The following is a 24949-nucleotide window of genomic DNA, read 5'->3' as shown; positions in this document are numbered from 1 at the left end:
TGATCGATGGTGATTCGACGTGCAACAAACATCTGCGCCAGTCTCGTGATCGTCGCCTTCAGCGTTCTCGCCGGGGCAGGTGGCGCATCGAGCGCGGTTCCCTCCCCCATCGATCCTGCAATGCTGCCGGAGGACGGTCCGCCCGCACCTCCACAACCCACCGAACAACGAACCCTGTGCGTCCCAGCCGTGGCAGGTGGTGACAGTGCGGACATTCCACGTTCTCAACGAGATCTGGGATTCGATTCTGTGTGGCCGATCACCAGAGGGGCAGGACAGCGAATTGCTGTCATCGACACCGGTGTCAGCAGACATCCCCGGCTGCCGTCGCTCGACGGCGGCGGTGATTACGTCGGTACCTCCGACGGCACCGACGATTGTGACGCACACGGAACTGTCGTGGCCGGTCTCATCGCCGCCCAGCAAGTCGAGGGTTCCGGATTCTCCGGAGCTGCGCCGGACGCACAGATAATTTCGATCAGGCAGTCCAGTGCCGCCTTCTCGGTGGCCGGCCAACGCGAAGACCCTGCTGTAGCCGAGAACTCATCCGGGTACGGAAACGTCGACACCATGGCATCGGCCGTCCGTCACGCTGCGGACATGGGTGCAAGCGTCATCAACATCTCCGAAGTCGCCTGCAAGCCTGCCGGGGACGGGATCAACGACCAACGACTCGGCGCTGCAATCGAATACGCCACGATCGCGAAGAACGTCGTAGTCGTCGCAGCTGCAGGTAACGTCGGATCCGGAGGTTGCAAGAACCAGAATCCGCCGCCGGATCCCGTCGATCCCCTAGCCGATCCATGGAACTCGGTTGCGACGATTGCCAGTCCGGCTTGGTACGACGACTATGTCCTCACGGTCGGGTCGGTAGACCCCAATGGCGCCGCCAGTTCCTTCAGCCTCGGCGGTCCGTGGGTCGACGTGGCGGCGCCCGGCACCGGAATCACCTCACTTCACCCGACGTCGCCCGGTCTGACCAACGGGGTGTACGGCTCCGACGGCGCCGTACAGTCGTTCAACGGGACCAGTTTCGCTGCGCCCTTTGTCGCGGCGACCGCCGCACTGGTCCGGTCGGTTCACCCGGAACTGACTGCGCTTCAGGTCATGCAACGTATCGAAGCCACCGCCCACGCTCCGGCGCAGGGTTGGAATCCCTACGTCGGTCACGGCGTCATCGATCCACTTGCGGCAGTGACGGGCGAATTGGCCCCAGGAGAACGCGTCAAGGTCAACCATCAGTCGGTGTCGATCGATCCCCTACCCACGCCGCCGACCCCCGACAACCGATCTCGCGACACGGCACTCGTCGGAGCCGGAACGGTCGGCACCCTCGCCCTACTGACGCTGTTGGCATCGATGCCTCTTCGTCGAGTAATTCGTCGGCATCTTCCCGAACGCCAGAACATCGATCCCTGAACCGTCAGCAGTGTTCAGTTCACCGGAGCGGCCGGCGCTGTATCGGGGGCGATTCCGTCGTGAGCTATCAGTGCATTGCTCTTCTCGAGCGCGGGACCTGATGCAAGTAGGTCGAGCATCTGCCAAGGCGCGCGATCAGGCGTTCGCGTCAATCCGAGCGCGCGAGCGGAGATTTCGTCCGGTACACCGTACTTCACACCGGTATCGGCTACGTAGAACACTCCGTCGTGCCTGGTGCTGTTCGTCTCGATTCCGGTCGCTTGAACAAATCCGCCGAATCCCTGTTCGACATGGACGTTGTCGAGATTGTCACCCGATCCGTCCGCCTGCGCCAAGGACACCAACTTGCCACCCTCCGGGATCGGAACCCGCAATCCAGCGACAAGTTTCAGCGTTGCAGAACTACTTTCGGCGCCCTCGACTGCAGGTGAGGGAGCCCATTCCAGACAGCCGACAGGTGCGCCGTGATCATCGACGATCTCCGGAACCACCCGCGGCAACAAGTCGACGGCCAGCTCACTCACCGAGGGAATACGACTGATGGCATCAGGGGTGACGCTCGCGATCCCGGTGGCGCCCTGCGAATCCGAGAAGTAGATCAGTTGGGCGAGCGCCGCACCGATCTTCTGGATCCCGTTCTCGAGTACCACGTAGTACTGCGGGTCCGCACCCACCGAAACCTGGACGACGGAGCCGACAGTCTTGTTCTGCAGAGGAAACCGGGGCGCCGATCCCAGTTGGCGGATTCGCGGAGCCTCGATGCGCGGAACTTCGGGAATCGAATTGAGGAATCCGATACTGATCGGTCGCGCCTGTGCTCCTTCCAGGCCCAAAGCCCGCATGATCGCCGGATCGTCCACATCGATTTCCGCTCGCTTCCCGTCGTACACGAGAAAGTGATCGGAACCCGACTTCACCAGGAATGCACGGTCATTCGTCAGATATGTCGAGTTTTCGCCGACATTGGACGAGCCGACCAGGACCGAAGTCGTCAACGATTTTCTCCCGTCCGATCCGACGGAATCGCACACCGTCCACGCGGCGTTGGTAGGGTCGGCCGATTCCGGCAGCGCGGACGGTGCGCCGGGAATGCCGACGAGCGCGCCCCGGGGTTTCGCCTCGACCTCGGATGCCTTGACTACTGCCGGTTTTCCTGGCGAACCCAGAATCAGTCGTGCGGAGGCCAAGTTCAGCACAGGGCGAAACGTACCCTCCATGGCGACGAACATCGCGCCCGATTCCTTTGCAACGACGATCTCTGCATCGCCGATTCTGTCCTGTGGCCGAAACAGAGCGAGTACAGCGCAACCCGCCAATCCCAGTGCAGCGAGGACTATTCCGACGGTGAACGCGCGCGACTGTGATCGCATCGGATCGTGAAGCATCCGCACGTCTCGTCTGACCAGCGCATGTTCCATCCGCCTGACCAAGAATCGGTACCCGTTGACCTGCCAGCGCGTGGTAGGTGTCGCAGCCATCATTCCCCCCGTGCCTTACATCCCCTTGCGAAGACACAGTACAGTTCCGCTGGGGCGGAAATTTTCGGGTAGTTCGCAGGTCAGGTATCGGGGAGGAACCGTGGACCGATCGCGGTTGAAGCATTGGCCGTCGTCACACAGGATTTCGACGCGCGAGTTCGTGCCGGCACAGATTTTCGGAATCGGTGCGGGCGGAATCGCGATGGCCAGTGGGCTCGATTGGTTCTGGGCGCTGGCAATCGGTTGTGTGGTTGCCGGATCAATGCTGCTTCATGTGGGCGGTTGGTCGGTAATGTCCTGGATTGTCAGGTACTTTCGCTATCTGCACCGCAAGGACGTCGACCGCAGCACGATCGTCAGTTTTCACACTCCCTCCGAGCAGTCCATCGGGCTCCGAGTGGACGGATCTTCGCTCGTCGCTGTCGTCGAGATCGCTCCCCCACGCGACTACCTGACCAGGATCGGCCGACATTCGTTCGACGCTTCCCACCTTCTGCCCACGGCAGCCCTCGCCAATTGTCTCTATCAGCACGACATCTCACTCACCGGCATCGACATCGTCAGTCACGGATACCGCGCCGCGTCGGGAACGCCTGCCACCGAAGTCTACGAACGTCTCATCGGACCACTACCAGCCACCGCCACCAGAAGTGTTTGGCTTGCACTACGTTTCGACGCGCTGGAGGGTGGTGCAGCAGTCGAACGCCGGGGCGGGGGCGAACAGGGCGCCGGCCGCGCGATAGCTGTTGCCGCCAATCGTGTCATCCGGGTGCTCGATTCAGCGGGGTGCAAGGCGCGGATCCTGACCGCACCGGAGATCGCGTCGTCCACTGCCCAGGTGACAAGAGGAGTGGCCGGCCACGAGGTCACCGAAACGTGGCGAAGTACCCCCTTGCCTGGCGTGTCCAACGTCGGATTTGGGATCGAACCCCGTTTCATCACCACTGCGACCCTGACCCGAGTGTGGGCAGTGGCAACGGTCGGGACGTCCGTGACAGTTCGGTTACGACCCACCGGACAACGCGGAGAGGCGAAGGTCAGTGCGACATGTCGCTTCACCACGCGCAATCCACCTGAGAACGCACCGCTGGCCGGTTTGGTCTCGCTACGTGGGCGCCAGCGCGACGGATTGCTGACCAACTTGCCAACCGCATTGGCCGCGCTGGACGGCATCACGCCGGGCGTTCGCATGGACGGGGGCACACTCGACTCACTCGCTCTACCCCTTGCCGGGTGCGGCCAACTCATCGGCTCGGACGGAAACGGGCACGGTGTCGCGGCCAGAATTTCGGGGCCGGGCGTCAACACCGTTCTTGTCGCCGGCGAACTCTATCTGGCTCAGCAGTTGATCTTTCGAGCCATCGCGACCGGCGCACTGGTACTCGTCCACACCGATCGACCTCAAGCGTGGACCGCGCTCACCGACTCGATGGGAGTGCCTGACCGACTCCGCGTGTCCGGGCAGGGCGGTGGGCCTGAGGGCGCCTTCAACACTGTCGTATTCGACGGCGTCGAGGGGTTATCTCCGCGTGCCGGCGTGACCGCAATCTATGTGTACGGACATCCACGCCAATGGCCTCGGATCGACCCTGAAATCTCGATAGTCCAGCCATTCGCACTCGGTGACAAGATCACGGTCGAAACCGGCCGTACACGCGTCGACCTGACTCTGGTGACCATCGCTTCCGAGACATCGTTCATCGGCCGTCCACGAGCCGGCGACGCTCACCAGATGGCGTGATCACGTATGTCCAAGATCAGCCGGGATAGGGATCACTTGCACGTTGCATCCGCAATCCGCTTCCCCACCAATCCAATTCACGAATCATCTTCTCGCTTGCATCGATCGCAATCGAATCGACGCCGTACGGCTCGTGTCCGAATTGCTTACGCACCCGGTGGATGGTCACGCTTTGACGCACCGAGACCATGTGCAACTCCGCCACCACTTGCCTCAGTTGCTCGACGGCCCGAACACCACCTGAAATCCCGCCGTAGGACACGAATCCGATCGGCTTGGCACGCCACTCGTGTTTCACCGAATCGAATGCGGTCTTGAGAGCAGCCGGATACCCGTGGTTGTATTCGGAGGTCACGGCGACAACAGCGTCGGCGCGCCCGATTCGCCGGCGGAAAACCTCCGTGGCAGGTGAATCCGAGAAATCCTGGGGCAACGACAGCTCTCTGAGGTCGATCACCGATACGTTCCACGACGGGTTCGCGGTTGCGCGCTCGACAAACCAGTCCGCCACTGCTCGTCCCATTCGCCCCTCGCGGACCGAACCTACGATGACTTCGACGTTCAAAGGTGCCATGAACGTCGATGCTAGCGACTGATCACGCAGTGATCCCGTCCGTGATGAGTGCTGCCAGTTCCCGATAAGCGCTGGCATCGTCCAGACCAGTTGCCCGGTAGACCGCGCGTTGCTGGATCCGAACCATCGTCGCCGCAGCGGCATCGGCGACAAATGATGCGTGTACCTGCCGGAATGCGCCCGAATCGACCCCCTCGACGATGAGCGATCGCACACGATCAGCAGCGATCGACGTGTTCTTCTCGTAGACCTGGCTCGCCGACACCGATTCGGCCAGGTCTTCCATGAACTGACTGGACGCCGCGGACAGCCGATCACCCACTGCTTCGAGATACACCGCGACTCGACGAGTCGGGGCCGTTTCGGCGGCGACTGCACTCTCCACTGCATCGGTCGCCGCCCGGAAGAAGTGCACTGTCACCGCCCGCACCAGATCCTCTTTGCCGGCCGCCACGGTGTACAAGGTGCTCTTGGAGCAGTGCAGACGAGCTGAGATCTCGTCGAGCGTGAGGTGGGCGAAACCCTCGCTCAAGAACAGTTCGACCAATTGATCGAACAACTCTACCCTGCGCGCAGTCGTCTTGTGAACCAGCCTTGCCATACCTACAACAGTACTGCAGTATCGTTCTCAGTACTATTACCTAGCTAGGAGCCGACCGTGCCCGTCGAACGCCTGATGCCCAGCCAAGAAGCTCGCGATCTCATCGAACTGACGCGTGATGTCGCGGACAAGGTACTCGCGCCCAAGGTCAACGAATACGAGAAGGCCGAGAAGTATCCAGACGGAGTGTTCCCCGCACTCGGACAGGCGGGTCTGCTGAGCCTTCCGTATCCCGAGGAGTTCGGCGGCGGCGATCAGCCGTATGAGGTGTACCTCCAAGTGCTCGAAGAGATCGCCTCACGCTGGGCAGCGGTTGCAGTGGCGGTGAGCGTGCACAGCCTGTCGTGCTTCCCGCTGTTCACCTTCGGCACCGACGAACAGAAAAACCGCTGGCTACCGGACATGCTGGGCGGCAACACCATCGGCGCGTACAGCCTTTCCGAAGCGCAGGCCGGATCCGACGCCGCCGCGTTGTCGTGCAAGGCGACGCCCACCGACGGCGGCTACCGCGTCAACGGCTCGAAAGCCTGGATCACCAACGGCGGCAAGGCGGACTTCTACAATCTCTTCGCACGCACCAGTGACGACGGTTCACGCGGCGTCTCCTGCCTCCTGGTGGACAAGGACACCGAAGGCCTCAGCTTCGGAAAACCCGAAGAGAAGATGGGGCTACGCGCGGTCCCCACTGCCTCCGCGAATTACGACGACGCCTTCATTCCTGAGGAGCGATTGATCGGTCAGCGCGGCCAGGGGCTGCCGATCGCCTTCAGCGCTCTCGACTCCGGCCGACTCGGAATCGCCGCCGTTGCCGTCGGAATCGCTCAAGGCGCGCTCGACGACGCGGTCGCTTACGCGAAGGAGCGCAAGGCATTCGGCAAGCGGATCATCGATCACCAGGGACTCGGTTTCGTGCTCGCGGACATGGCTGCCGCAGTCGACTCCGCGCGAGCCACCTACCTCGATGCAGCCCGCCGCCGCGACGCCGGAGTTCCGTATTCACGCAACGCGAGCGTCGCCAAGCTGGTGGCCACCGACGCGGCAATGAAGGTCACCACCGACGCCGTTCAGGTATTCGGCGGGTACGGATACACCCAGGACTTCCCCGTCGAGCGCTACATGCGCGAGGCCAAGATCACGCAGATCTTCGAGGGCACCAACCAGATTCAGCGATTGGTCATCGCGCGCCAACTGGCGGGATAGCCCCCCGGATACGAATGCCCTCCCACACAGAGTGGGAGGGCATTTTGCATGGTGATGTTCAGTCGCCGCAGCATCCACCCGAAGACGGAATCTCGCGGGTCTCACGGGTAATCGCGTTGCGGGCAGCCAGTTCCGAGTAGTCGGGGTAGTCCACGCGGACCAACGAAAGTCCGTGCGCCGGAGCAACGAGGATGGAACTGGATCGCGACGTTTCGTCGAGCAACCCTGCCACCCAGTCGGCGGTGCGCCGTCCCTCACCGACGGAGAGGACTGCGCCGACAAGACTGCGAACCATCGACCAGCAGAACGCATCGGCATTCACGTACGCCGTGAACACCGTGCCCTCTTGGGTCCAGTCGAAACGCTGCAGCTCCCGCACCGTCGTAGCGCCTTCTCGACGCTTGCAGAATGCCGCGAAGTTGTGCAGACCCAGCAGCCGATTCGACGCTTCCTGCATCGCTCCGAGATCGAGTGGTTTGGGATACGAGACGGTGTCGCGTGCGCGTAGTGGTTCCACTCCGAACGCCGCGTTGGTCACCCGGTACTCGTAATAGCGTCGCATCGCGGAGAAGCGCGCATCGAAGTCACCCGGAACCACCGATATCTGTTTGACCCGAACGTCCTTGGGCAGAAATCGTGCAAGTCTGCGCACGAGTCGCGACGGATCGTCCGGGAGCAACTCTCCCGGAACGTCGACGTGCGCTACCTGACCGGTGGCGTGGACACCGGCGTCGGTTCGACCGGCAACGGTCAACTGAACCGGGCGTCGAAGCACCGTTCCCAACTTGTCTTCGATCTCACCGCACACGGTGCGCAGATCGGTCTGGCGGGCCCAACCCGAGAAGTCGGTGCCGTCGTAGGAGATGTCGAGCCGCAATCGAGCGAGCCCGCCGTCCCCGATGGGGGCGGCGGGCTCGTTCGATTCAGCGTGTGCCGAAACCAAGGGAGACTAGTCCTTCTTGGCCTCTTCGGCCTCGGGAGCGTCGGCCGCAGTTGCGGTCTCGTTCTCGATGGCCTCGACGACTGCGTCAGCGTTTTCGACCTCAGCGTCGGTCGCGTCGGCCTCTACGGCCTCGACGACGTTCTCTGCGGCGGGAGCTTCCTGCGAGGACTTGACGCGACGAGCGCGGTCAGCCTCGGAGGTGACGGTCTTTTCCTTGACGAGCTCGATGATTGCCATCGGAGCGTTATCACCCTTGCGGGGGATCGTCTTGATGATGCGGGTGTATCCACCGTTACGGTCCGCGTAGAACGGGCCGATCTCGGCGAACAGGGTGTGAACGACATCCTTGTTGCGGATGACCTTCAGCACCTCACGACGGTGAGCCAGCGTGCCGGCCTTTGCGTGCGTGACGAGCTTCTCGGCGTAGGGGCGCAATGCCTTGGCCTTGGACTCGGTGGTGGTGATGCGACCGTGCTCGAAGAGCGCGGTAGCCAGATTGGCGAAAATCGCCTTCTGGTGGGAAGCCGACCCGCCGAAGCGGGCACCCTTCTTGGGCTTGGGCATGATGATCTCCTAGTAAAGGACCTGAGCTGCTACAGCTGTTCGGTCTCGGCGTAGTCCTCGGTACCTTCGGCATCGCCGAAGGAACCGGCATCAGTGTCACTCCACGTTCCGGTGGCGGCGTCGTAGCCGGCAACGGTGGTGGGATCGAAGGATGCGGGGCTGTCCTTGAGGGACAGGCCGAGCGAATGCAGCTTGACCTTGACCTCGTCGATGGACTTCTGTCCGAAGTTGCGGATGTCGAGCAGATCGGACTCGGTACGGCCGACAAGCTCACCGACGGTGTGAACACCTTCGCGCTTGAGGCAGTTGTAGGAGCGGACCGTGAGGTCCAGATCCTCGATGGGGAGTCCGAAGGAAGCGATGTGATCGGCCTCGGCAGGCGAGGGTCCGATCTCGATTCCTTCTGCTTCGACGTTCAGCTCACGGGCCAGGCCGAAGAGCTCAACCAGGGTCTTGCCCGCCGAAGCGAGCGCGTCCCGTGCGGTGATGGAGTTCTTCGTTTCCACGTCGAGAACGAGCCGATCGAAGTCGGTGCGCTGTTCGACGCGAGTGGCCTCCACCTTGTAGGTGACCTTGAGCACCGGCGAGTAGATCGAGTCGACCGGGATACGGCCGATCTCTGCGCCGGACGCCTTGTTCTGAACGGCGGGGACATAGCCGCGACCGCGCTCGACTACGAGCTCGATCTCCAGCTTTCCCTTGTCGTTCAGGGTGGCGATGTGCAGATCAGGGTTGTTCACGGTGACGCCTGCCGGGGGCACGATGTCGCCTGCAGTAACAGCGCCGGGGCCCTGCTTGCGGACGTACATGGTGACCGGCTCGTCCTCTTCGGAGTTCACGACGAGGCCCTTGAGGTTCAGGATGATGTCGGTGACATCTTCCTTCACGCCCGGGACGGTGGTGAACTCGTGGAGAACGCCGTCGATACGGATGCTGGTGACAGCAGCGCCGGGGATCGACGAGAGCAGCGTGCGGCGCAGCGAATTGCCGAGCGTGTACCCGAAACCTGGCTCCAGGGGCTCGATGACGAACTTCGAGCGGTTATCAGCGATGACCTCTTCGGTCAGCGTGGGTCGCTGAGAAATGAGCATTGGTATTTCCTCCTGTACGGACGTCCACTATTTGACGCCCACGATGGGAAAGGGCCTGCGGCCCTGTGAGTGGTTGAGGAGTCCGGAGACTCCTCAACCACTCACGGGGTGCGAAGCGCCTTACTTCGAGTAGTACTCGACGATGAGCTGTTCCTGCAGAGCGATGTCGATCTGCGCGCGCTCGGGAAGCTGGTGAACCAGGATCCGCAGACGCGAGCCGACAACCTGCAGCCACCCGGGAACCGGGCGATCGCCGACGGTCTCACGCGCAACCTGGAACGGAAGCGTGGAGAGCGACTTCTCCTTGACATCGATGATGTCGTACTGCGAGACGCGGTAGCTCGGGATGTCGACCTTCTTGTTGTTCACGAGAAGGTGACCGTGCGTGACCAGCTGACGTGCCTGACGGCGCGTGCGAGCGAGGCCTGCGCGGTACACGACGTTGTCGAGACGCGACTCGAGGATGCGAAGCAGGTTCTCGCCGGTCTTGCCGGGGCGGTTGTTCGCCTCCTTGTAGTACAGGCGGAACTGCTTCTCCATGACGCCGTAGGTGAAGCGAGCCTTCTGCTTCTCCTGCAGCTGGAGCAGGTACTCGCTCTCCTTGATACGCGCGCGGCCGTGCTGTCCGGGCGGGTACGGGCGACGCTCGAATGCCTGGTCGCCTCCAACGAGGTCGACGCGCAGACGACGCGACTTGCGGGTGATGGGTCCGGTATAACGTGCCATTTTCTTCTACCTATCCTTCCCGCTATACCCGACGCCGCTTGGGCGGACGGCAGCCGTTGTGCGGCTGGGGGGTTACATCGGAAATGGTGCCGACCTCGAGGCCAGCGGCCTGGAGGGAACGGATTGCGGTCTCGCGACCGGATCCCGGTCCCTTGACGAAGACGTCAACCTTCTTGACACCGTGCTCCTGCGCCTTACGGGCAGCGCTCTCAGCAGCAAGCTGAGCGGCGAAGGGAGTCGACTTACGCGAACCCTTGAAGCCGACGTGTCCCGAAGACGCCCAGGAAATGACATTTCCGGCGGGGTCCGTGATGGACACGATGGTGTTGTTGAAGGTGCTCTTGATGTGAGCGGCGCCGTGCGGGATGTTCTTCTTATCCCTGCGACGCGTCTTCTGGGTCTTCTTCGGACCGGTGCTACGTGACTTCGGGGGCATTACTTCGCCTTCTTCTTGCCGGCAATGGTGCGCTTCGGACCCTTACGGGTACGGGCGTTGGTCTTGGTGCGCTGACCACGCACGGGCAGACCACGACGGTGGCGCAGGCCCTGGTAGCAGCCGATCTCGATCTTGCGACGGATGTCGGCCTGAACCTCGCGGCGAAGGTCACCCTCGACCTTGAGCGACTCCTCGATGTACTCGCGGAGCTTTGCCAGGTCCTCGTCCGAGAGGTCCTTGCTCCGGAGATCCGGGCTGACGCCGGTGGCGTCAAGGATTTCCTTGGAGCGGGTACGGCCGATGCCGTAGATGTATGTCAGTGCGATCTCCATGCGCTTTTCGCGAGGAAGATCAACACCAGAGAGACGTGCCATGTTGGCATTTCCTTATCGGTGTGCGGAGGTCTGCTCCCAGCCCTTCCCCTGTGCCTCTTGCCGAGTACCGACGCCCGAAGGCGCAGATGATCTCATCAACTAACTCAGTGGGGCCCCGGCCTCCGTGCCGGGGGTGAACCATTGTCCGACCTTGGCGATCGGTGAACGATCGCGTGGGGTCTCGTCAACAATGGCTGGTACTGGGAGGTCTTCTTTGCTTGTTGCCAAGCAGATCTTCGAAAAGCTAGATCTAGCCCTGACGCTGCTTGTGACGCAGGTTCTCGCAGATCACCATGACTCGACCGTTACGGCGAATCACTTTGCACTTCTCGCAGATCTTCTTGACGCTCGGCTGAACCTTCACGTCTTCTGATCTCCTGTTTTGTCGCAGCCCGCCGCGATGAACCGCGGCAGACATACTTCTCCCTGACCCAGGTCAGGTCCGGGAAGTTCGTTACTTGTAGCGGTAAACGATGCGTCCGCGCGACAAATCGTAGGGCGAGAGCTCTACGACAACGCGATCTTCCGGGAGGATGCGAATGTAGTGCTGACGCATCTTTCCGCTGATGTGGGCGAGGACCTTGTGGCCATTCTCGAGCTCAATGCGGAACATCGCATTGGGCAGCGGCTCGACTACTCGTCCTTCGACCTCGATGGCCCCGTCTTTCTTAGCCATATCCTCCGCGATCCGTTTGGTTTGGCATGCTTCGTGCATCGGCTTCCGTTACATTGGCACGCAATGGAAAGATCGTCGGCAGTTCGAAAGGCCTATCCCGGAGCGATCCGGGCGTAGGCACACGAACTATCGACGCGCATAGCGCACCGCCTAGCCATGTTACGCGATGTAAACGACCAGGCCAAATGCGCCTCCGGTCAGGGTGACGACGCACACCGCTCCCCCATCGAAAAAGTCCCAGCCTCGAAATGAGGCTGGGACTTCTCGAACGTGAATCATGCTCGCTGCCAACACTTGTCAGCGACTGTGTCGACTACTCCGGCCGGAGTGTCAGAATCCGCGGACCGTCTTCGGTCACTGCGACAGTGTGTTCCCAGTGCGCCGCACGGGACCCGTCGGTCGTCACAACGGTCCAGTCGTCGTCGAGAATCACCGTGTCGGTGGTGCCGAGCGTGAGCATCGGCTCAATCGCCAGGCACGATCCGACAACCAGTTCAGGACCCTTACCCGGGGCACCTTCATTGGCGAGGAACGGATCCATGTGCATTTCCCGGCCGATTCCGTGTCCGCCGTATCCGTCGACGATGCCGTAGGAACGACCGTGCAACTTCTCGGCGGCATGAGTACCGACCTCGATCGCGTGCGAAACATCCGTCAGACGGTTGCCGGCGATCATTGCCGCGATCCCGGCTTCCATAGAAAGCCGAGTGGCTTCGCTGAGCTCCTGATCGGCGACGCTGATCTCACCGACACCGAACGTCCAAGCGGAGTCACCGTGCCATCCGTCGAGGATCGCGCCACAGTCGATGGAAACCAGGTCGCCTTCAGCCAGGATGTCCTGAGCTGAAGGGATTCCGTGAACGACGCGATCGTTGACCGAAGAGCAGATCGAGCCGGTGAAGCCGTGGTACCCGAGGAACGAGGGCACGGCGCCGGCGTCACGAATGACGGATTCAGCGACCGCGTTCAATTCCAAAGTGCTGACACCGGGCTTCGCCGCAGCGCGAACCGCCACCAGAGCCGAACCCACGATCGCCCCGGCAGCAGCCATCGCGTCGAGTTCGCCCGCGGAGCGGAACGGAACAACCTTGCGTTTGCGCCCGAAGACCATTACTTACCCAACGCTGCCAGTGCGCGAGCGTTGACCTCTTCGACCTCGCCGATCGCGTCGACGGAGACGATGCTGTCCTTGTAGTAATCGAACAGCGGTGACGTCTCGTCGCGGTAGACCCGGAGTCGGTTGCGAATGACGTCCTCGGTGTCGTCTGCACGACCGCGGGCGAGCATACGCTCGACCACGATGTCCTCGTCGACGACGAAGGAGAGGACACCGTCGAGCTTGGTGTCGAGATCCTTCAAGATTCCCTCGAGTGCCTGAGCCTGTTCGACCGAGCGCGGAAATCCGTCGAGAAGGAAACCGTTTGCTGCGTCCGGTTCTGCGACGCGAGCCTTCACCATGTCGTTGGTGATCGAGCTCGGTACGAGTTCGCCGGCGTCGATGTACTTCTTTGCTTCCACACCGAGAGCGGTGGCCTGACCGATGTTCGCGCGGAAGAGATCACCCGTGGAGATATGGGGAACGCCGAACTTCTCGGACAAGATAGCGGCCTGGGTGCCCTTGCCGGCACCGGGAGGACCAAGGAGGACAAGTCTCACTTGAGGAACCCTTCATAGTTACGCTGCATTAGCTGACTCTCGATCTGCTTCACGGTGTCCAGGCCGACGCTGACCATGATCAGCACCGCGGTGCCACCGAACGGCAGGTTCTGCGCGCCGCCGCCATTCCCGATGTCGAGGAACAGGTTGGGCAGAACAGCAATGGTGCCGAGGTAAATCGCACCCGGAAGGGTGATGCGACTCAGCACGTAGTTGAGGTAGTCCGCGGTCGGCTGACCGGGTCGGATACCGGGGATGAAGCCGCCGAACTTCTTCATCTCGTCGGCGCGCTCTTCGGGATTGAAGGTGATGGCGACGTAGAAGTACGTGAAGAAGACGATCAGGCCGAAGTAGATCGCGATGTACACCGGGTTGGCCGGATTCACCAGGTAGGTGTTGATGAGGCGCTGCCACCAACTGGGGTCGACCGCTGTACTGGCCGAAGTCAGCTGTGCAATCAAGTTCGGGAGGTACAGCAGTGAAGACGCGAAGATCACCGGGATGACGCCGGCCTGGTTCACCTTCAGAGGCAGGTACGTCGAGGATCCGCCGTACATCTTGCGTCCGACCATCCGCTTCGCGTACTGCACCGGGATACGACGCTGACCCTGCTCGACGAAGACGACACCGGCGATGATCAGCAGCGCTGCGAGGCAGACGAAGGCGAAGACCAGCGGACCACGGCTGTCGAGGATTGCCTTGCCCTCGCTCGGGATACGCGATGCGATACCGGCGAAGATGAGGAGGGACATACCGTTGCCGACGCCACGTTCGGTGATGACCTCGCCGAACCACATGACCATGGCAGCACCGGCAGTCATGACCAGCACGATGATGACAAGTCCGAAGATCGACTTGTCGGCGATGATGTCGTCACAGCCCTGGAGCAACTGTCCGCGTGCCGCAAGAGCGACGATGCCGGTCGACTGCAGGATTGCCAGAGCAATGGACAGGTAACGCGTGTACTGCGTCATCTTGGCCTGGCCGGACTGGCCTTCTTTCCGAAGTTCCTCGAACTTCGGAATCACCACGGTCAGGAGCTGCACGATGATGCTCGCCGTGATGTACGGCATGATGCCGATCGCAAAGATCGACATCTGCAGCAGAGCGCCGCCGGAGAACAGGTTGATCAGCGAGTAGATACCTGCTGAGTCACCGGAGTTGGCGATATCGATGCACTGACGCACACGGCCGTAGTCGACACCTGGGGACGGGATGAGAGCGCCGACCCGATACAGAGCCACCAAGCCGAGGGTGAAGAGGATCTTCCGCCTCAGGTCTGGGGTCCTGAGGGCCGAGACGAAGGCGGAAAGCAAAGATCCTCCTGGCACGACGGTAGGGAGACAGATCGTTTTGACCTGTCGAACTTTTGAACTCTAACAGTGAGCATTTGGGAACTAGGCGGGCAGACCACGAAAACCGGGTAAGCCGAAGATACATTTGCCACTCGGTGACCAGAATACTGGCCCGTCCGAGCATGCACGACCAATCTGTGACACGACCTCGTACCTGTGACACGACCTCGTAGACGCCGATGGCCGCACCGCAGCAAACGCTGCGCTGCGGCCATCGGACTAGCTACGCGTGATCACTCACAGCTCGGTGGCGGAACCACCGGCAGCAGCAATCTTTTCCTTGGCGGAGCCGGTGAACTTGTCGACGGTCACCTGAACGGCAACTGTCAGTTCGCCGTCGCCCAGAACCTTGACGAGCTGGTTCTTGCGGACTGCGCCCTTGGCGACGAGATCCTCGACCGTGATTGCTCCACCTTCGGGGAACAGACGGGCGATGTCGCCGACATTGACGACCTGGTACTCGACGCGGAACGGGTTCGTGAAGCCCTTGAGCTTGGGCAGACGCATGTGAAGCGGCATCTGTCCACCCTCGAAGCCCACGCGCACGGTGTTACGTGCCTTGGTGCCCTTGGTACCGCGACCTGCGGTCTTACCACGCTTGCCGCCCTCACCGCGTCCAACACGAATCTTGTTGGACTTGGATCCCGGAGCGGGGCGCAGGTGGTGCAGTTTGATGGTCATGGTTAGACCTCCTCAACTGTTACGAGGTGGCGCACCACGTTGATCAGACCGCGGTTCTGTGCGTTGTCCTCACGAACAACGGTCTGACGGATGCCCTTGAGACCCAGCGTGCGCAGAGAATCCTTCTGGTTCTGCTTGGTCCCGATGATGCTCTTGATCTGAGTGACCTTGAGATCTGCCATTACTTCACACTCCCAGCAGCCTGTGCGCGAGCGCGAAGCATGCCGGCGGGTGCAACCTCTTCGAGGGTGAGGCCGCGGCGAGCCGCAACTTCCTCGGGACGCTGCAGACCCTTGAGCGCAGCAACGGTCGCATGCACGACGTTGATGGCGTTGTCGCTACCGAGCGACTTCGACAGGATGTCCGCGATACCAGCGCACTCCAGCACGGCGCGCACAGCGCCACCGGCGATAACACCGGTACCGGGGCTTGCCGGGCGAAGCATGACGATGCCGGCAGCAGCCTCACCCTGAACGGGGTGAGTGATGGTGTTGGCGATCATCGGGACGCGGAAGAAGCTCTTGCGAGCCTCCTCGACACCCTTCTGGATGGCCGCGGGAACTTCCTTGGCCTTTCCGTAGCCGACGCCGACCAGTCCGTTGCCGTCTCCGACGATCACCAGAGCGGTGAAGCTGAAGCGACGACCACCCTTGACGACCTTGGAAACGCGGTTGATCGTGACAACGCGCTCGATGAACTGTGACTTCTCCGCAGCGTTTCCGCCACGGCCACCGTCGCGACGGTCACGGCCGCCACCACGGTTGTCCCCACGAGCGTTGCTGTTGTCACCGCTGTTGGGGCCATTCTGTCCGGCGGGTCCGCTTCCGCCGTCACGCCTTTGACGTCCCGGCATCAGGCTGTCCTTCCGTTGAAAATGTTGGTCATCAGAACTTCAACCCGCCTTCGCGAGCCGCGTCTGCCAGGGCCGCGATGCGACCGTGGTAGCCGTGTCCGCCGTGGTCGAAGACAACTGCTTCCACGCCGGCAGCCTTGGCGCGCTCGGCGATCAGCTGACCGACCTTCGCGCTCGCAGCCTTCTTGTCGCCTTCTGCCACGCGCACGTCTGCTTCGATGGTCGACGCGGAGGCCAGGGTGTGGCCGGCCAGGTCGTCCACGAGCTGGACGTGGATGTGGCGCGAGGACCGGTTGACGACCAAGCGGGGACGCTCGGGCGTGCCGGAGACCTTCTTGCGGAGACGGAAGTGACGACGCGTCTTCGAGAGACGACGCTTGGTGGACGCATCCTTGCCCAGCGGAATCCGCTTGGCTTTCTGGTTTGCAGTCTGGCTCATATCACTTACCCGTCTTTCCGACCTTGCGGCGGATCTGCTCACCCTCGTAACGCACGCCCTTACCCTTGTACGGGTCCGGACGACGGAGACGACGGATGTTGGCCGAGATCTGCCCGACCTTCTGCTTGTCGATGCCGGACACCGAGAACCGGGTGGGCGACTCGACGACGAAGGTGATGCCTTCAGGAGCCTCGATCGGCACCGGGTGGCTGAAGCCGAGCGCGAACTCGAGGTCCTTGCCCTTCAGTGCCACACGGTAACCAACACCGTGGATCTCCATCTTCTTCGTGTAACCCTCGGTGACACCGGTGATGATGTTCGCAACCAGGGTCCGCGACAGACCGTGCAGCGCGCGGCTACGACGCTCGTCGTCGGGGCGCGTGACGCTCAGCGAGCCGTCCTCTGCCTTTTCGATTGCGATGGGCTCGGAGATGGTCAGCGCGAGGGTGCCCTTGGGACCCTTGACGGTGACATCCTGGCCGCTGATCGTGACGTCAACGCCCGCGGGGACGGTGACCGGAATCTTTCCAATACGCGACATTGTGGTGGCCTCCCTTACCAGACGTAGGCGAGGACTTCCCCGCCTACTCCTTGATTGGCCGCCTGGCGATCGGTGAGCAGACCGGACGACGTGGAGATGATGGCCACGCCGAGGCCTCCGAGGACCTTGGGCAGGTTGGTGGACTTCGCGTAAACCCGGAGACCGGGCTTGGAAACGCGACGCACGCCGGCGAGGCTACGCTCGCGGCTGGGACCGTACTTCAGATCGACGATGAGGGTCTTGCCGACCTCTGCGTCTTCGGTACGGAAATCGGAGATGTAGCCCTCGCGCTTGAGGATCTCGGCGATGTTCGCCTTGATCTTCGAGTGGGGAAGCTTCACCTCATCGTGGTACGCCGTGTTGGCGTTGCGCAGACGCGTCAAGAAGTCTGCGATGGGGTCAGTCATGGTCATAGGTCGACCTCGACACCTTTCTCGCTGTGGTTCCCATGCAACACCGGACGAATCCGATCGTGGGCCTCCAGCAATTCGGCTGGGCCGTCCGACTTGTGTCAGACGGCGTAAGTTACCGCACCGAGCTGAACGCATGCGTCAGCCACGGCAACCGCTCTAGTGTAGGGAACTTTGGCGCGGGTGTCCACCGGGATCCCATGTCGCCTCCCCCACCGCCACCCGAAGGTCGCTGATCGAGACGGTATCGACGCACCCCGAAATCTGAACTGCTCGTTCGGCACCGAAGAACGACACCGACGAACGATGATCGCTTTCAACCAGAGTCGCAGCGGGACAGTTCTTTTCAGGATCGACTCGACACACATCTTGATGGAAACCACGAATGGGCGTGGGTTCCAAAGGAACCCACGCCCATTCACATGCGTGGTATGACGAAGCCCGAGGGCCTCAGATCACCAAGAGCTCTTGCGAACTCCGGGAAGCTCGCCGGCGTGAGCCATCTCGCGAACGCAGATACGGCACAAGCCGAACTTGCGGAACACCGAGTGCGGGCGACCGCACCGCTGGCAGCGGGTGTAGGCGCGAACCGCGAACTTGGGCTTCTTGTTGGCCTTGTTGACCAATGCCTTCTTAGCCATGCGCTCAGTTCTCCTTGAACGGGAAGCCGAGGTGCTTGAGCAGTGCACGGCCTTCTTCGTTGTTGGTTGCGGTGGTCACGACGGTGATGTCCATGCCGCGGGGGCGATCGATCTTGTCCACGTCGATCTCGTGGAACATCGACTGCTCGTTGAGGCCGAACGTGTAGTTGCCGTTGCCGTCGAACTGGTTGCCCGAGAGACCACGGAAGTCGCGGATACGGGGCAGAGCGACAGACACGAGGCGGTCCAGGAACTCCCACATGCGGTCACCACGGAGGGTGACGCGTGCACCGATGGGCATACCTTCGCGGAGCTTGAACTGCGCGATGGACTTACGTGCCTTGCGGATCTCGGGCTTCTGGCCCGTGATCAGCGACAGGTCATGGACAGCGCCGTTGATCAGCTTGGCGTCACGGGCGGCGTCGCCGACGCCCATGTTGACGACAACCTTGACGACGCCGGGGATCTGCATGACGTTCGAGTAGTCGAACTCGCTGTTGAGCGCGTCCTTGATCTCAGCGCGGTAGCGTGCCTTGAGGCGCGGCTGGACCTTGTTTTCGGTGGAGGTCATGTCAGATGTCCTTCCCGTTCTTCCGGGAAATCCGAACGCGCTTGCCGGACTCTTCGTCGGTGCGGTAGCCCACGCGGGTGGGGTTTCCGTCCGAGTCGACGACTGCAACGTTGGAAACGTGGATCGGGGCTTCCTGCGTGACGATGCCGCCGGAGGATGCTCCGCGCTCGTTCGCGGAAACCGCGGTGTGCTTCTTGATTCGGTTCACGCCTTCGACGAGGACCTTGTCGGTCGCGGGGTAGGCCTGAATGACCTTGCCCTTCGCGCCCTTGTCCTTGCCGGCGATGACCAGAACGGTGTCACCCTTGTGCACCTTCATCACAGCACCTCCGGGGCAAGCGAAACGATCTTCATGAACTTCTTCTCGCGCAGCTCACGGCCGACGGGTCCGAAGATGCGGGTTCCACGGGGATCACTGTCAGCCTTGATGAGCACTGCAGCGTTCTCGTCGAACTTGATGTAGGAACCGTCCGGACGACGGCGCTCCTTGGTCGTGCGAACGATGACGGCCTTGACGACCTCACCCTTCTTGATGTTTCCACCGGGGATTGCGTCCTTGACGGTGGCGACGATGACGTCACCGATCCCGGCGTAGCGACGTGACGAACCGCCGAGAACGCGGATGCAAAGGATTTCCTTGGCACCCGTGTTATCAGCGACGCGAACTCGCGACTCCTGCTGAATCACTTGATCTCCCTAGACCTGGAATTTCGTGCGCAACGGATTACCGACCCGGTGCGCGCGGTCATTGTTGCCACCTGCGTCGTGTCTGAGCTGCAGTCCCACCGACTGACGTCGGGAGACGATCACTGCAAGCACCGTTCGAGCTGCGCACGTGAAGACACACCTCTGCCACAGGCAACCGTTCTATTGTAGGGAAGGGTTCACCGAATACCAAATCAGCCGTACTCGACGCAACTCGAACCCTTCGCCCGGAAAGCCCCGAAAGCCCCCGGAAAGCCGAATGGCCCACTCCCCCAAGGGGAAGCGGGCCATTCGGTGATACTCGATCAGCTCGAGGATTCGATCAGGCTTACTTGGCCTTTTCGAGGACCTCGACCAGACGCCAGTGCTTAGTCGCGGACAGCGGACGGGTTTCCATCAGCTGAACGCGGTCGCCGACGCCGGCAACGCCGTTCTCGTCGTGCGCCTTCACCTTGGTCGTACGGCGGATGATCTTGCCGTAGAGCTTGTGCTTGACGCGGTCTTCGAGCTCGACCACGATCGTCTTTTCCATCTTGTCGGACACGACGTATCCGACACGGACCTTACGGCTCGCGCGCTCTTCTGTGCTCACTGCTTTTTCCTCACTCATGCCGCGTCACCTGCATCCGGACCCACAGCGAGTCCGAGCTCACGCTCACGCAGGACGGTGTAGATGCGCGCGATCTCGTGACGAACGGTGCGCAGTCGTCGGTTGTTGTCCATCTGGCCGGTAGCCATCTGGAAACGAAGGTTGAAAAGCTCTTCCTTCGACTCACGGAGCCGGGTGACCAGCTCGTCTTCACTGAGCTCGCGGAGCTCTGCTGCTGGGGTTCCAGTAGCCATCAGAACTGCTCCTCTCTGGTCACGATCCGGCACTTGCACGGGAGCTTGTGCATCGCGCGGCGCAGGGCCTCACGAGCAATCTCCTCGTTGGGGTATGTCATCTCGAACAGAACGCGTCCGGGCTTGACGTTGGCAATCCACCACTCGGGCGAACCCTTACCGGAACCCATTCGGGTTTCGGCCGGCTTCTTCGTGAGGGGGCGATCCGGGAAGATGTTGATCCAGATCTTGCCGCCACGCTTGATGTGCCGAGTCATGGCGATACGAGCGGACTCGATCTGCCGGTTGGTGATGTAGGCAGGCTCGAGAGCCTGGATGCCGTAGTCACCGAAGGTCACCTGGGTACCGCCCTTGGCGGCACCCGAACGGCTCGGGTGGTGCTGCTTGCGGTGCTTGACCCGCCGTGGGATCAACATGCGTCAGCCCTCCTGATTCTGTTCAGTTGCGGGAGCATCGGCGGTTGCGGTCGCTGCGCGGCCGGCCTCGGTGCTGGTCGCAGTGGTACCGGTGGCACCGGAACGACGCGGACGGCTCGGACGCTCACGACGCGGGCGATCCCCGGCCGGTGCGGCCGTGTTGGCGGCGAGCTCACGCTTGCCACCGACGATGTCGCCCTTGTAGATCCAGACCTTGACGCCGATGCGACCGAAGGTGGTCTTGGCCTCGTAGAGGCCGTAGTCGATGTCCGCACGAAGCGTGTGCAGCGGCACACGGCCTTCGCGGTAGAACTCCGACCGGGACATCTCGGCGCCGCCGAGACGACCGGAGCACTGAACGCGGATTCCCTTGACGTTGGGCTGACGCATGGCCGACTGGATGGCCTTGCGCATTGCACGACGGAAGGCAACGCGGTTCGAGAGCTGCTCGGCCACACCCTGTGCGACGAGCTGTGCTTCAGCTTCTGCGTTCTTGACCTCGAGGATGTTCAGCTGAACCTGCTTGCCGGTCAGCTTCTCGAGCTCGGAGCGGATGCGATCGGCTTCGGCGCCGCGGCGGCCGATGACGATGCCCGGACGTGCAGTGTGGATGTCCACGCGAACACGGTCACGGGTGCGCTCGATTTCGACCTTCGCGATTCCTGCGCGCTCCATGCCGGTGGCGAGGAGCTTACGGATCGCGACGTCTTCCTTGACGTACTCCGCGTACTGCTTGTCTGCGTACCAGCGAGACTTCCAGTCGGTGGTGATGCCGAGACGGAAGCCGTGCGGGTTGATTTTCTGGCCCACTACTGAGCACTTCCCTTCCGGCGATTACGGGTCGATGTTCCGGTCTTCGGCAGGCTCTCCACGATCACGGTGATGTGACTGGTGCGCTTGCGAATACGGAACGCACGTCCCTGTGCACGCGGCTGGAACCGCTTGAGGGTCGCGCCCTCGTCCACGAACGCCGTAGCAACGACAAGCGTGCTGGGGTCGAGGTCGAGGTTGTTCTCGGCGTTGGCTGCTGCGGAGGCGATCACCTTGGCGACCGGCTCGCTCGCTGCCTGCGGCGCGAACTTCAGGATGTTCAGGGCGTCTTCAACCGAGCGCCCGCGGACCAGGTCCACAACTCGACGTGCCTTCATCGGCGTAACGCGAACGTGCTTCGCTACAGCCTTGGCAGTCGGGTTGGCGGTTTCGGTGTTGCTCATCGCCTCTTCGCCTTCCGATCATCCTTGATGTGACCCTTGAACGTGCGGGTCGGTGCAAACTCTCCGAGCTTGTGTCCGACCATGGAGTCGGAAACGAACACGGGGACGTGCTTGCGGCCGTCGTGAACTGCAAACGTGTGGCCGATGAAGTCCGGGATGATTGTCGAACGACGGGACCAGGTCTTGATGACCTGCTTGGTTCCCTTTTCGTTCTGTACATCCACCTTCGCGAGGAGGTGGTCATCGACGAACGGGCCCTTCTTAAGGCTGCGTGGCATCCTTCACTCCCTCCTAGCGCTTGTTCTTGCCGGTGCGGCGGCGACGGACGATCATCTTGTCGCTTGCCTTGTTCTTGCGGGTACGGCCTTCAGGCTTACCCCACGGGCTGACCGGGTGGCGTCCACCTGAGGTCTTGCCCTCGCCGCCACCGTGCGGGTGGTCGACCGGGTTCATCACGACACCACGAACGGTCGGGCGCTTGCCCTTCCAACGCATACGGCCGGCCTTGCCCCAGTTGATGTTCGACTGCTCGGCGTTGCCGACCTCGCCGACGGATGCGCGGCAGCGCACGTCGACGCGACGGATTTCACCGGAAGGCATACGCAGCGTGGCGTAGCTGCCTTCCTTACCGAGGAGCTGGATACTGGCGCCTGCGGAACGAGCCATCTTGGCTCCGCCGCCGGGACGCAGTTCCACACCGTGGATGGTGGTACCAGTCGGGATGTTGCGCAGCGGCAGGTTGTTGCCCGGCTTGATGTCGGCGCCTGCACCGGACTCGACCGGTGAACCCTGCACCAGGCCCTTGGGGGCGATGATGTAGCGCTTCTCACCGTCTGCGTAATGCAGGAGTGCGATGTTTGCTGTGCGGTTGGGGTCGTACTCGATGTGAGCGACCTTTGCCGGGATGCCGTCCTTGTCGTTGCGACGGAAATCGATCAGTCGGTATGCACGCTTGTGTCCGCCACCCTTGTGACGGGTGGTGATACGACCGTGTGCGTTACGTCCACCGCGACCGTGCAGCGGGCGAACCAGCGACTTCTCGGGGGTCGACCGAGTGATCTCGGCGAAGTCCGAGACGCTCGAGCCACGACGGCCCGGTGTTGTCGGCTTGTACTTACGGATTGCCATGAGTCTTCTCGTCCTCTATGTCTCGTCAAGTCCCGGCGCTTACGCGACCGGTCCTCCGAAGATCTCGATGGGCTTGCTGTCAGCGGACAGGGTCACGAGCGCGCGCTTGGTGTCCTTGCGCTTGCCGTAACCGAATCGGGTCCGCTTACGCTTGCCCTGACGGTTGGCGGTGTTGACGCTGGTCACCTTGACGCCGAAGACCTTCTCGACGGCAATCTTGATCTGCGTCTTGTTCGAGTCCGGGTGCACCAGGAAGGTGTAGGTGCCTTCCTCGATCAGTCCGTAGGACTTCTCGGAGATGACCGGAGCGAGCAGGATGTCGCGGGGGTCAGCGATGGTGCTCACTTGGCGTCCTCCTTGTTCTGAGCGCTCTCTGCGGGCCCGTGGATGAACGCGTTGAGTGCCTCGACGCTGAACACGACATCGTCTGCATTGAGCACGTCGTAGGTGTTGAGCTGGTCGGGTGCAATGGGATGCACGCCTTCCAGGTTCTGCACGCTCTTCCAAGCGGCTACATCCTGGCGACCCACGACGAGCAGCAGCTTCTTGCGATCCGAAATCTCGCCGAGGAACGCGATTGCGCCCTTGGTCGAAGGCGTCTGCCCTGCAACCAGTTCGGTGATGACGTGGATGCGCTCGTTGCGTGCGCGGTCAGAGAGGGCTCCGCGAAGAGCGGCTGCCTTCATCTTCTTGGGGGTGCGCTGGCTGTAGTCACGCGGCTGCGGGCCGTGAACGGTTCCGCCGCCGACGAACTGCGGTGCGCGAGTCGAGCCCTGGCGTGCGCGGCCGGTGCCCTTCTGGCGGTACGGCTTCTTGCCACCGCCGCGGACGTCGCCGCGGGTCTTGGTGGAGTGGGTTCCCTGACGAGCAGCTGCGAGCTGCGCGACGACAACCTGATGGAGAAGCGCGATGTTGGCCGGAGCGTCGAAGATCTCAGCGGGGAGATCGACGGTGCCGTTGGTCTTGCCGCCGGCGACCTTGACGTCCAGGGTCAACTTGGTCTCGGTGCTGGTCATGCCCGTGCACCACCCTTCACTGCACTCTTGACGATCACGAGGCCGCCCTTGCGGCCGGGGATCGCACCCTTGATCAGCAGCAGGCCGTTCTCTGCATCCACCTTGTGGACCGAGAGGTTCTGCGTCGTGATGCGGTCGCTACCCATGCGTCCGGACATGCGCATGCCCTTGAACACGCGGCCGGGAGTTGCACAGCCACCGATGGAGCCCGGGCGGCGGTGAACAGCCTGGGTACCGTGCGACGCGCCCTGTCCCTTGAAGCCGTGACGCTTCATGGTTCCGGCGAAGCCCTTGCCCTTGCTGGTTCCGGTGACGTCGACGTATGCGCCGTCCTCGAAGACCTCGGCGGTGAGCTCCTGGCCGACCTCGTAGTCGGAGGTGTCCGCAACGCGGAGCTCCACTACGTGGCGACGCGGGGTCACACCAGCCTTGGTGAACTGACCGGAAGTCGGCTTGTTCACCTTGCGCGGGTCGATGGCGCCGAACGCGAGCTGAACGGCGCTGTAGCCGTCACGCTCTTCGGTACGGATCTGGGTTACGACGTTCGGCCCAGCCTTCACGACGGTGACCGGGACAACCCGGTTGTTCTCGTCGAAGACCTGGGTCATGCCGAGCTTGGTGCCCAGGATTCCCTTGATCTTGGTATCAGTCATTGTT

The 24949-nt window shown here is 62.2% G+C and carries 37 protein-coding genes; 3 read left to right on the top strand and 34 right to left on the bottom strand.

Annotated features, from left to right (window positions below):
* The first annotated feature begins 6 nt into the window (after nucleotides 1-6).
* Entirely contained in the window at nucleotides 7-1419 is a 1413-nt protein-coding gene (gene mycP / locus RHP72_RS09615) for a type VII secretion-associated serine protease mycosin (protein ID WP_161120802.1), read from the top strand.
* A gap of 14 nt (nucleotides 1420-1433) precedes the next feature.
* Here mycP and eccB read toward each other — a convergent pair whose 3' ends face one another.
* Nucleotides 1434-2900: a type VII secretion protein EccB gene (gene eccB / locus RHP72_RS09610; RefSeq protein WP_161120801.1), complete on the bottom strand. Its 1467-nt coding sequence runs from the start codon at nucleotides 2898-2900 to the stop codon at nucleotides 1434-1436.
* 97 nt (nucleotides 2901-2997) lie between these two features.
* On the opposite strand from eccB, the gene eccE reads away from it, so the two are divergent.
* Nucleotides 2998-4638, top strand: coding sequence for a type VII secretion protein EccE (eccE, locus tag RHP72_RS09605; protein WP_073513610.1), 1641 nt, complete (start codon nucleotides 2998-3000; stop codon nucleotides 4636-4638).
* Nucleotides 4639-4654: 16 nt separating this feature from the next.
* Here eccE and RHP72_RS09600 read toward each other — a convergent pair whose 3' ends face one another.
* Nucleotides 4655-5212 (bottom strand): NADPH-dependent FMN reductase, encoded by a 558-nt coding sequence (locus tag RHP72_RS09600; RefSeq protein ID WP_003940967.1) that lies wholly within the window; start codon nucleotides 5210-5212, stop codon nucleotides 4655-4657.
* 22 nt (nucleotides 5213-5234) lie between these two features.
* Nucleotides 5235-5813 carry a TetR/AcrR family transcriptional regulator gene (locus RHP72_RS09595; protein WP_311094603.1) on the bottom strand — a complete coding sequence of 193 codons (579 nt, stop codon included), beginning with the start codon at nucleotides 5811-5813 and terminating at the stop codon, nucleotides 5235-5237.
* 57 nt (nucleotides 5814-5870) lie between these two features.
* Here RHP72_RS09595 and RHP72_RS09590 point away from each other — a divergent pair, with 57 nt between their 5' ends.
* The gene (locus RHP72_RS09590; RefSeq protein WP_007728582.1) at nucleotides 5871-7013 is read left to right on the top strand and encodes an acyl-CoA dehydrogenase family protein; all 1143 of its coding nucleotides are present in this window, start codon (nucleotides 5871-5873) and stop codon (nucleotides 7011-7013) included.
* Between the two features lie 58 nt (nucleotides 7014-7071).
* On the opposite strand, the gene truA is transcribed toward RHP72_RS09590, so the two are convergent.
* The 31 genes from truA to rplC all read right to left on the bottom strand — a co-directional run bounded on the left by truA (nucleotide 7072) and on the right by rplC (nucleotide 24945).
* On the bottom strand, nucleotides 7072-7956 hold the full coding sequence (gene truA, locus RHP72_RS09585) for a tRNA pseudouridine(38-40) synthase TruA (protein ID WP_054188118.1): 885 nt from the start codon (nucleotides 7954-7956) through the stop codon (nucleotides 7072-7074).
* Nucleotides 7957-7962: 6 nt separating this feature from the next.
* Nucleotides 7963-8520, bottom strand: a complete 558-nt coding sequence (gene rplQ, locus RHP72_RS09580; RefSeq protein WP_054188117.1) for a 50S ribosomal protein L17 — start codon at nucleotides 8518-8520, stop codon at nucleotides 7963-7965.
* 29 nt (nucleotides 8521-8549) lie between these two features.
* Nucleotides 8550-9611 (bottom strand): DNA-directed RNA polymerase subunit alpha, encoded by a 1062-nt coding sequence (locus tag RHP72_RS09575; protein ID WP_003941016.1) that lies wholly within the window; start codon nucleotides 9609-9611, stop codon nucleotides 8550-8552.
* Between the two features lie 120 nt (nucleotides 9612-9731).
* Nucleotides 9732-10337: a 30S ribosomal protein S4 gene (gene rpsD / locus RHP72_RS09570; protein WP_003940769.1), complete on the bottom strand. Its 606-nt coding sequence runs from the start codon at nucleotides 10335-10337 to the stop codon at nucleotides 9732-9734.
* Between the two features lie 22 nt (nucleotides 10338-10359).
* The gene (gene rpsK, locus RHP72_RS09565) at nucleotides 10360-10773 is read right to left on the bottom strand and encodes a 30S ribosomal protein S11 (protein WP_003940683.1); all 414 of its coding nucleotides are present in this window, start codon (nucleotides 10771-10773) and stop codon (nucleotides 10360-10362) included.
* Nucleotides 10773-11147: a 30S ribosomal protein S13 gene (gene rpsM, locus RHP72_RS09560; RefSeq protein ID WP_003940834.1), complete on the bottom strand. Its 375-nt coding sequence runs from the start codon at nucleotides 11145-11147 to the stop codon at nucleotides 10773-10775. The genes rpsK and rpsM overlap by 1 nt, the downstream gene beginning before the upstream one ends.
* Before the next feature lie 250 nt (nucleotides 11148-11397).
* Nucleotides 11398-11511, bottom strand: a complete 114-nt coding sequence (gene rpmJ / locus RHP72_RS09555; protein ID WP_003938068.1) for a 50S ribosomal protein L36 — start codon at nucleotides 11509-11511, stop codon at nucleotides 11398-11400.
* A 90-nt stretch (nucleotides 11512-11601) separates the two neighbouring features.
* Nucleotides 11602-11823, bottom strand: coding sequence for a translation initiation factor IF-1 (infA, locus tag RHP72_RS09550; RefSeq protein ID WP_003418601.1), 222 nt, complete (start codon nucleotides 11821-11823; stop codon nucleotides 11602-11604).
* Nucleotides 11824-12136: 313 nt separating this feature from the next.
* A complete protein-coding gene (map, locus tag RHP72_RS09545) occupies nucleotides 12137-12934 on the bottom strand; it encodes a type I methionyl aminopeptidase (RefSeq protein ID WP_003940806.1) in 798 nt (265 codons plus the stop codon).
* Nucleotides 12934-13479, bottom strand: coding sequence for an adenylate kinase (locus RHP72_RS09540; RefSeq protein ID WP_003940868.1), 546 nt, complete (start codon nucleotides 13477-13479; stop codon nucleotides 12934-12936). Before RHP72_RS09540 ends, map begins: the two co-directional genes overlap by 1 nt.
* Nucleotides 13476-14795, bottom strand: a complete 1320-nt coding sequence (gene secY / locus RHP72_RS09535) for a preprotein translocase subunit SecY (protein WP_003940773.1) — start codon at nucleotides 14793-14795, stop codon at nucleotides 13476-13478. The genes RHP72_RS09540 and secY overlap by 4 nt, the downstream gene beginning before the upstream one ends.
* A gap of 276 nt (nucleotides 14796-15071) precedes the next feature.
* Nucleotides 15072-15515 (bottom strand): 50S ribosomal protein L15, encoded by a 444-nt coding sequence (rplO, locus tag RHP72_RS09530; RefSeq protein WP_003940829.1) that lies wholly within the window; start codon nucleotides 15513-15515, stop codon nucleotides 15072-15074.
* A gap of 2 nt (nucleotides 15516-15517) precedes the next feature.
* Nucleotides 15518-15697, bottom strand: a complete 180-nt coding sequence (rpmD, locus tag RHP72_RS09525) for a 50S ribosomal protein L30 (protein WP_003940751.1) — start codon at nucleotides 15695-15697, stop codon at nucleotides 15518-15520.
* Nucleotides 15697-16368 (bottom strand): 30S ribosomal protein S5, encoded by a 672-nt coding sequence (gene rpsE / locus RHP72_RS09520; protein WP_003940718.1) that lies wholly within the window; start codon nucleotides 16366-16368, stop codon nucleotides 15697-15699. The genes rpmD and rpsE overlap by 1 nt, the downstream gene beginning before the upstream one ends.
* Before the next feature lie 31 nt (nucleotides 16369-16399).
* Complete coding sequence (gene rplR / locus RHP72_RS09515; RefSeq protein WP_003940996.1) at nucleotides 16400-16807, bottom strand: 50S ribosomal protein L18; 408 nt, start codon at nucleotides 16805-16807, stop codon at nucleotides 16400-16402.
* Between the two features lies 1 nt (nucleotide 16808).
* Nucleotides 16809-17348, bottom strand: coding sequence for a 50S ribosomal protein L6 (gene rplF / locus RHP72_RS09510; RefSeq protein WP_003940970.1), 540 nt, complete (start codon nucleotides 17346-17348; stop codon nucleotides 16809-16811).
* Between the two features lie 14 nt (nucleotides 17349-17362).
* Nucleotides 17363-17761, bottom strand: a complete 399-nt coding sequence (rpsH, locus tag RHP72_RS09505) for a 30S ribosomal protein S8 (protein ID WP_003940873.1) — start codon at nucleotides 17759-17761, stop codon at nucleotides 17363-17365.
* 452 nt (nucleotides 17762-18213) lie between these two features.
* Entirely contained in the window at nucleotides 18214-18399 is a 186-nt protein-coding gene (locus RHP72_RS09500; RefSeq protein ID WP_003940698.1) for a type Z 30S ribosomal protein S14, read from the bottom strand.
* A gap of 4 nt (nucleotides 18400-18403) precedes the next feature.
* Entirely contained in the window at nucleotides 18404-18970 is a 567-nt protein-coding gene (gene rplE / locus RHP72_RS09495; RefSeq protein WP_003940924.1) for a 50S ribosomal protein L5, read from the bottom strand.
* A gap of 1 nt (nucleotide 18971) precedes the next feature.
* On the bottom strand, nucleotides 18972-19289 hold the full coding sequence (rplX, locus tag RHP72_RS09490) for a 50S ribosomal protein L24 (RefSeq protein ID WP_003941019.1): 318 nt from the start codon (nucleotides 19287-19289) through the stop codon (nucleotides 18972-18974).
* Nucleotides 19289-19657: a 50S ribosomal protein L14 gene (gene rplN / locus RHP72_RS09485; protein ID WP_003940951.1), complete on the bottom strand. Its 369-nt coding sequence runs from the start codon at nucleotides 19655-19657 to the stop codon at nucleotides 19289-19291. Before rplN ends, rplX begins: the two co-directional genes overlap by 1 nt.
* A 346-nt stretch (nucleotides 19658-20003) precedes the next feature.
* Nucleotides 20004-20285: a 30S ribosomal protein S17 gene (gene rpsQ / locus RHP72_RS09480; RefSeq protein ID WP_003941020.1), complete on the bottom strand. Its 282-nt coding sequence runs from the start codon at nucleotides 20283-20285 to the stop codon at nucleotides 20004-20006.
* Complete coding sequence (gene rpmC / locus RHP72_RS09475) at nucleotides 20282-20518, bottom strand: 50S ribosomal protein L29 (RefSeq protein ID WP_003940734.1); 237 nt, start codon at nucleotides 20516-20518, stop codon at nucleotides 20282-20284. Before rpmC ends, rpsQ begins: the two co-directional genes overlap by 4 nt.
* Nucleotides 20518-20934: a 50S ribosomal protein L16 gene (gene rplP / locus RHP72_RS09470; RefSeq protein ID WP_003940899.1), complete on the bottom strand. Its 417-nt coding sequence runs from the start codon at nucleotides 20932-20934 to the stop codon at nucleotides 20518-20520. The genes rpmC and rplP overlap by 1 nt, the downstream gene beginning before the upstream one ends.
* Before the next feature lie 3 nt (nucleotides 20935-20937).
* Nucleotides 20938-21744, bottom strand: coding sequence for a 30S ribosomal protein S3 (gene rpsC / locus RHP72_RS09465; RefSeq protein ID WP_003941003.1), 807 nt, complete (start codon nucleotides 21742-21744; stop codon nucleotides 20938-20940).
* The gene (rplV, locus tag RHP72_RS09460; protein ID WP_003940717.1) at nucleotides 21744-22148 is read right to left on the bottom strand and encodes a 50S ribosomal protein L22; all 405 of its coding nucleotides are present in this window, start codon (nucleotides 22146-22148) and stop codon (nucleotides 21744-21746) included. Before rplV ends, rpsC begins: the two co-directional genes overlap by 1 nt.
* Nucleotides 22145-22426 (bottom strand): 30S ribosomal protein S19, encoded by a 282-nt coding sequence (gene rpsS, locus RHP72_RS09455; RefSeq protein ID WP_003940820.1) that lies wholly within the window; start codon nucleotides 22424-22426, stop codon nucleotides 22145-22147. Before rpsS ends, rplV begins: the two co-directional genes overlap by 4 nt.
* A 13-nt stretch (nucleotides 22427-22439) precedes the next feature.
* On the bottom strand, nucleotides 22440-23276 hold the full coding sequence (rplB, locus tag RHP72_RS09450; RefSeq protein WP_003940895.1) for a 50S ribosomal protein L2: 837 nt from the start codon (nucleotides 23274-23276) through the stop codon (nucleotides 22440-22442).
* A gap of 39 nt (nucleotides 23277-23315) precedes the next feature.
* Nucleotides 23316-23621 (bottom strand): 50S ribosomal protein L23, encoded by a 306-nt coding sequence (rplW, locus tag RHP72_RS09445; protein WP_003940990.1) that lies wholly within the window; start codon nucleotides 23619-23621, stop codon nucleotides 23316-23318.
* The gene (gene rplD / locus RHP72_RS09440) at nucleotides 23618-24292 is read right to left on the bottom strand and encodes a 50S ribosomal protein L4 (protein ID WP_003940723.1); all 675 of its coding nucleotides are present in this window, start codon (nucleotides 24290-24292) and stop codon (nucleotides 23618-23620) included. The genes rplW and rplD overlap by 4 nt, the downstream gene beginning before the upstream one ends.
* Entirely contained in the window at nucleotides 24289-24945 is a 657-nt protein-coding gene (gene rplC, locus RHP72_RS09435) for a 50S ribosomal protein L3 (protein ID WP_003940826.1), read from the bottom strand. Before rplC ends, rplD begins: the two co-directional genes overlap by 4 nt.
* Nucleotides 24946-24949: the final 4 nt, after the last annotated feature.

This window comes from Rhodococcus sp. SG20037, from assembly GCF_031763325.1.
GTDB lineage: Bacteria > Actinomycetota > Actinomycetes > Mycobacteriales > Mycobacteriaceae > Rhodococcus_F > Rhodococcus_F qingshengii.
This window is presented reverse-complemented; position numbering and strand designations above follow the sequence as displayed.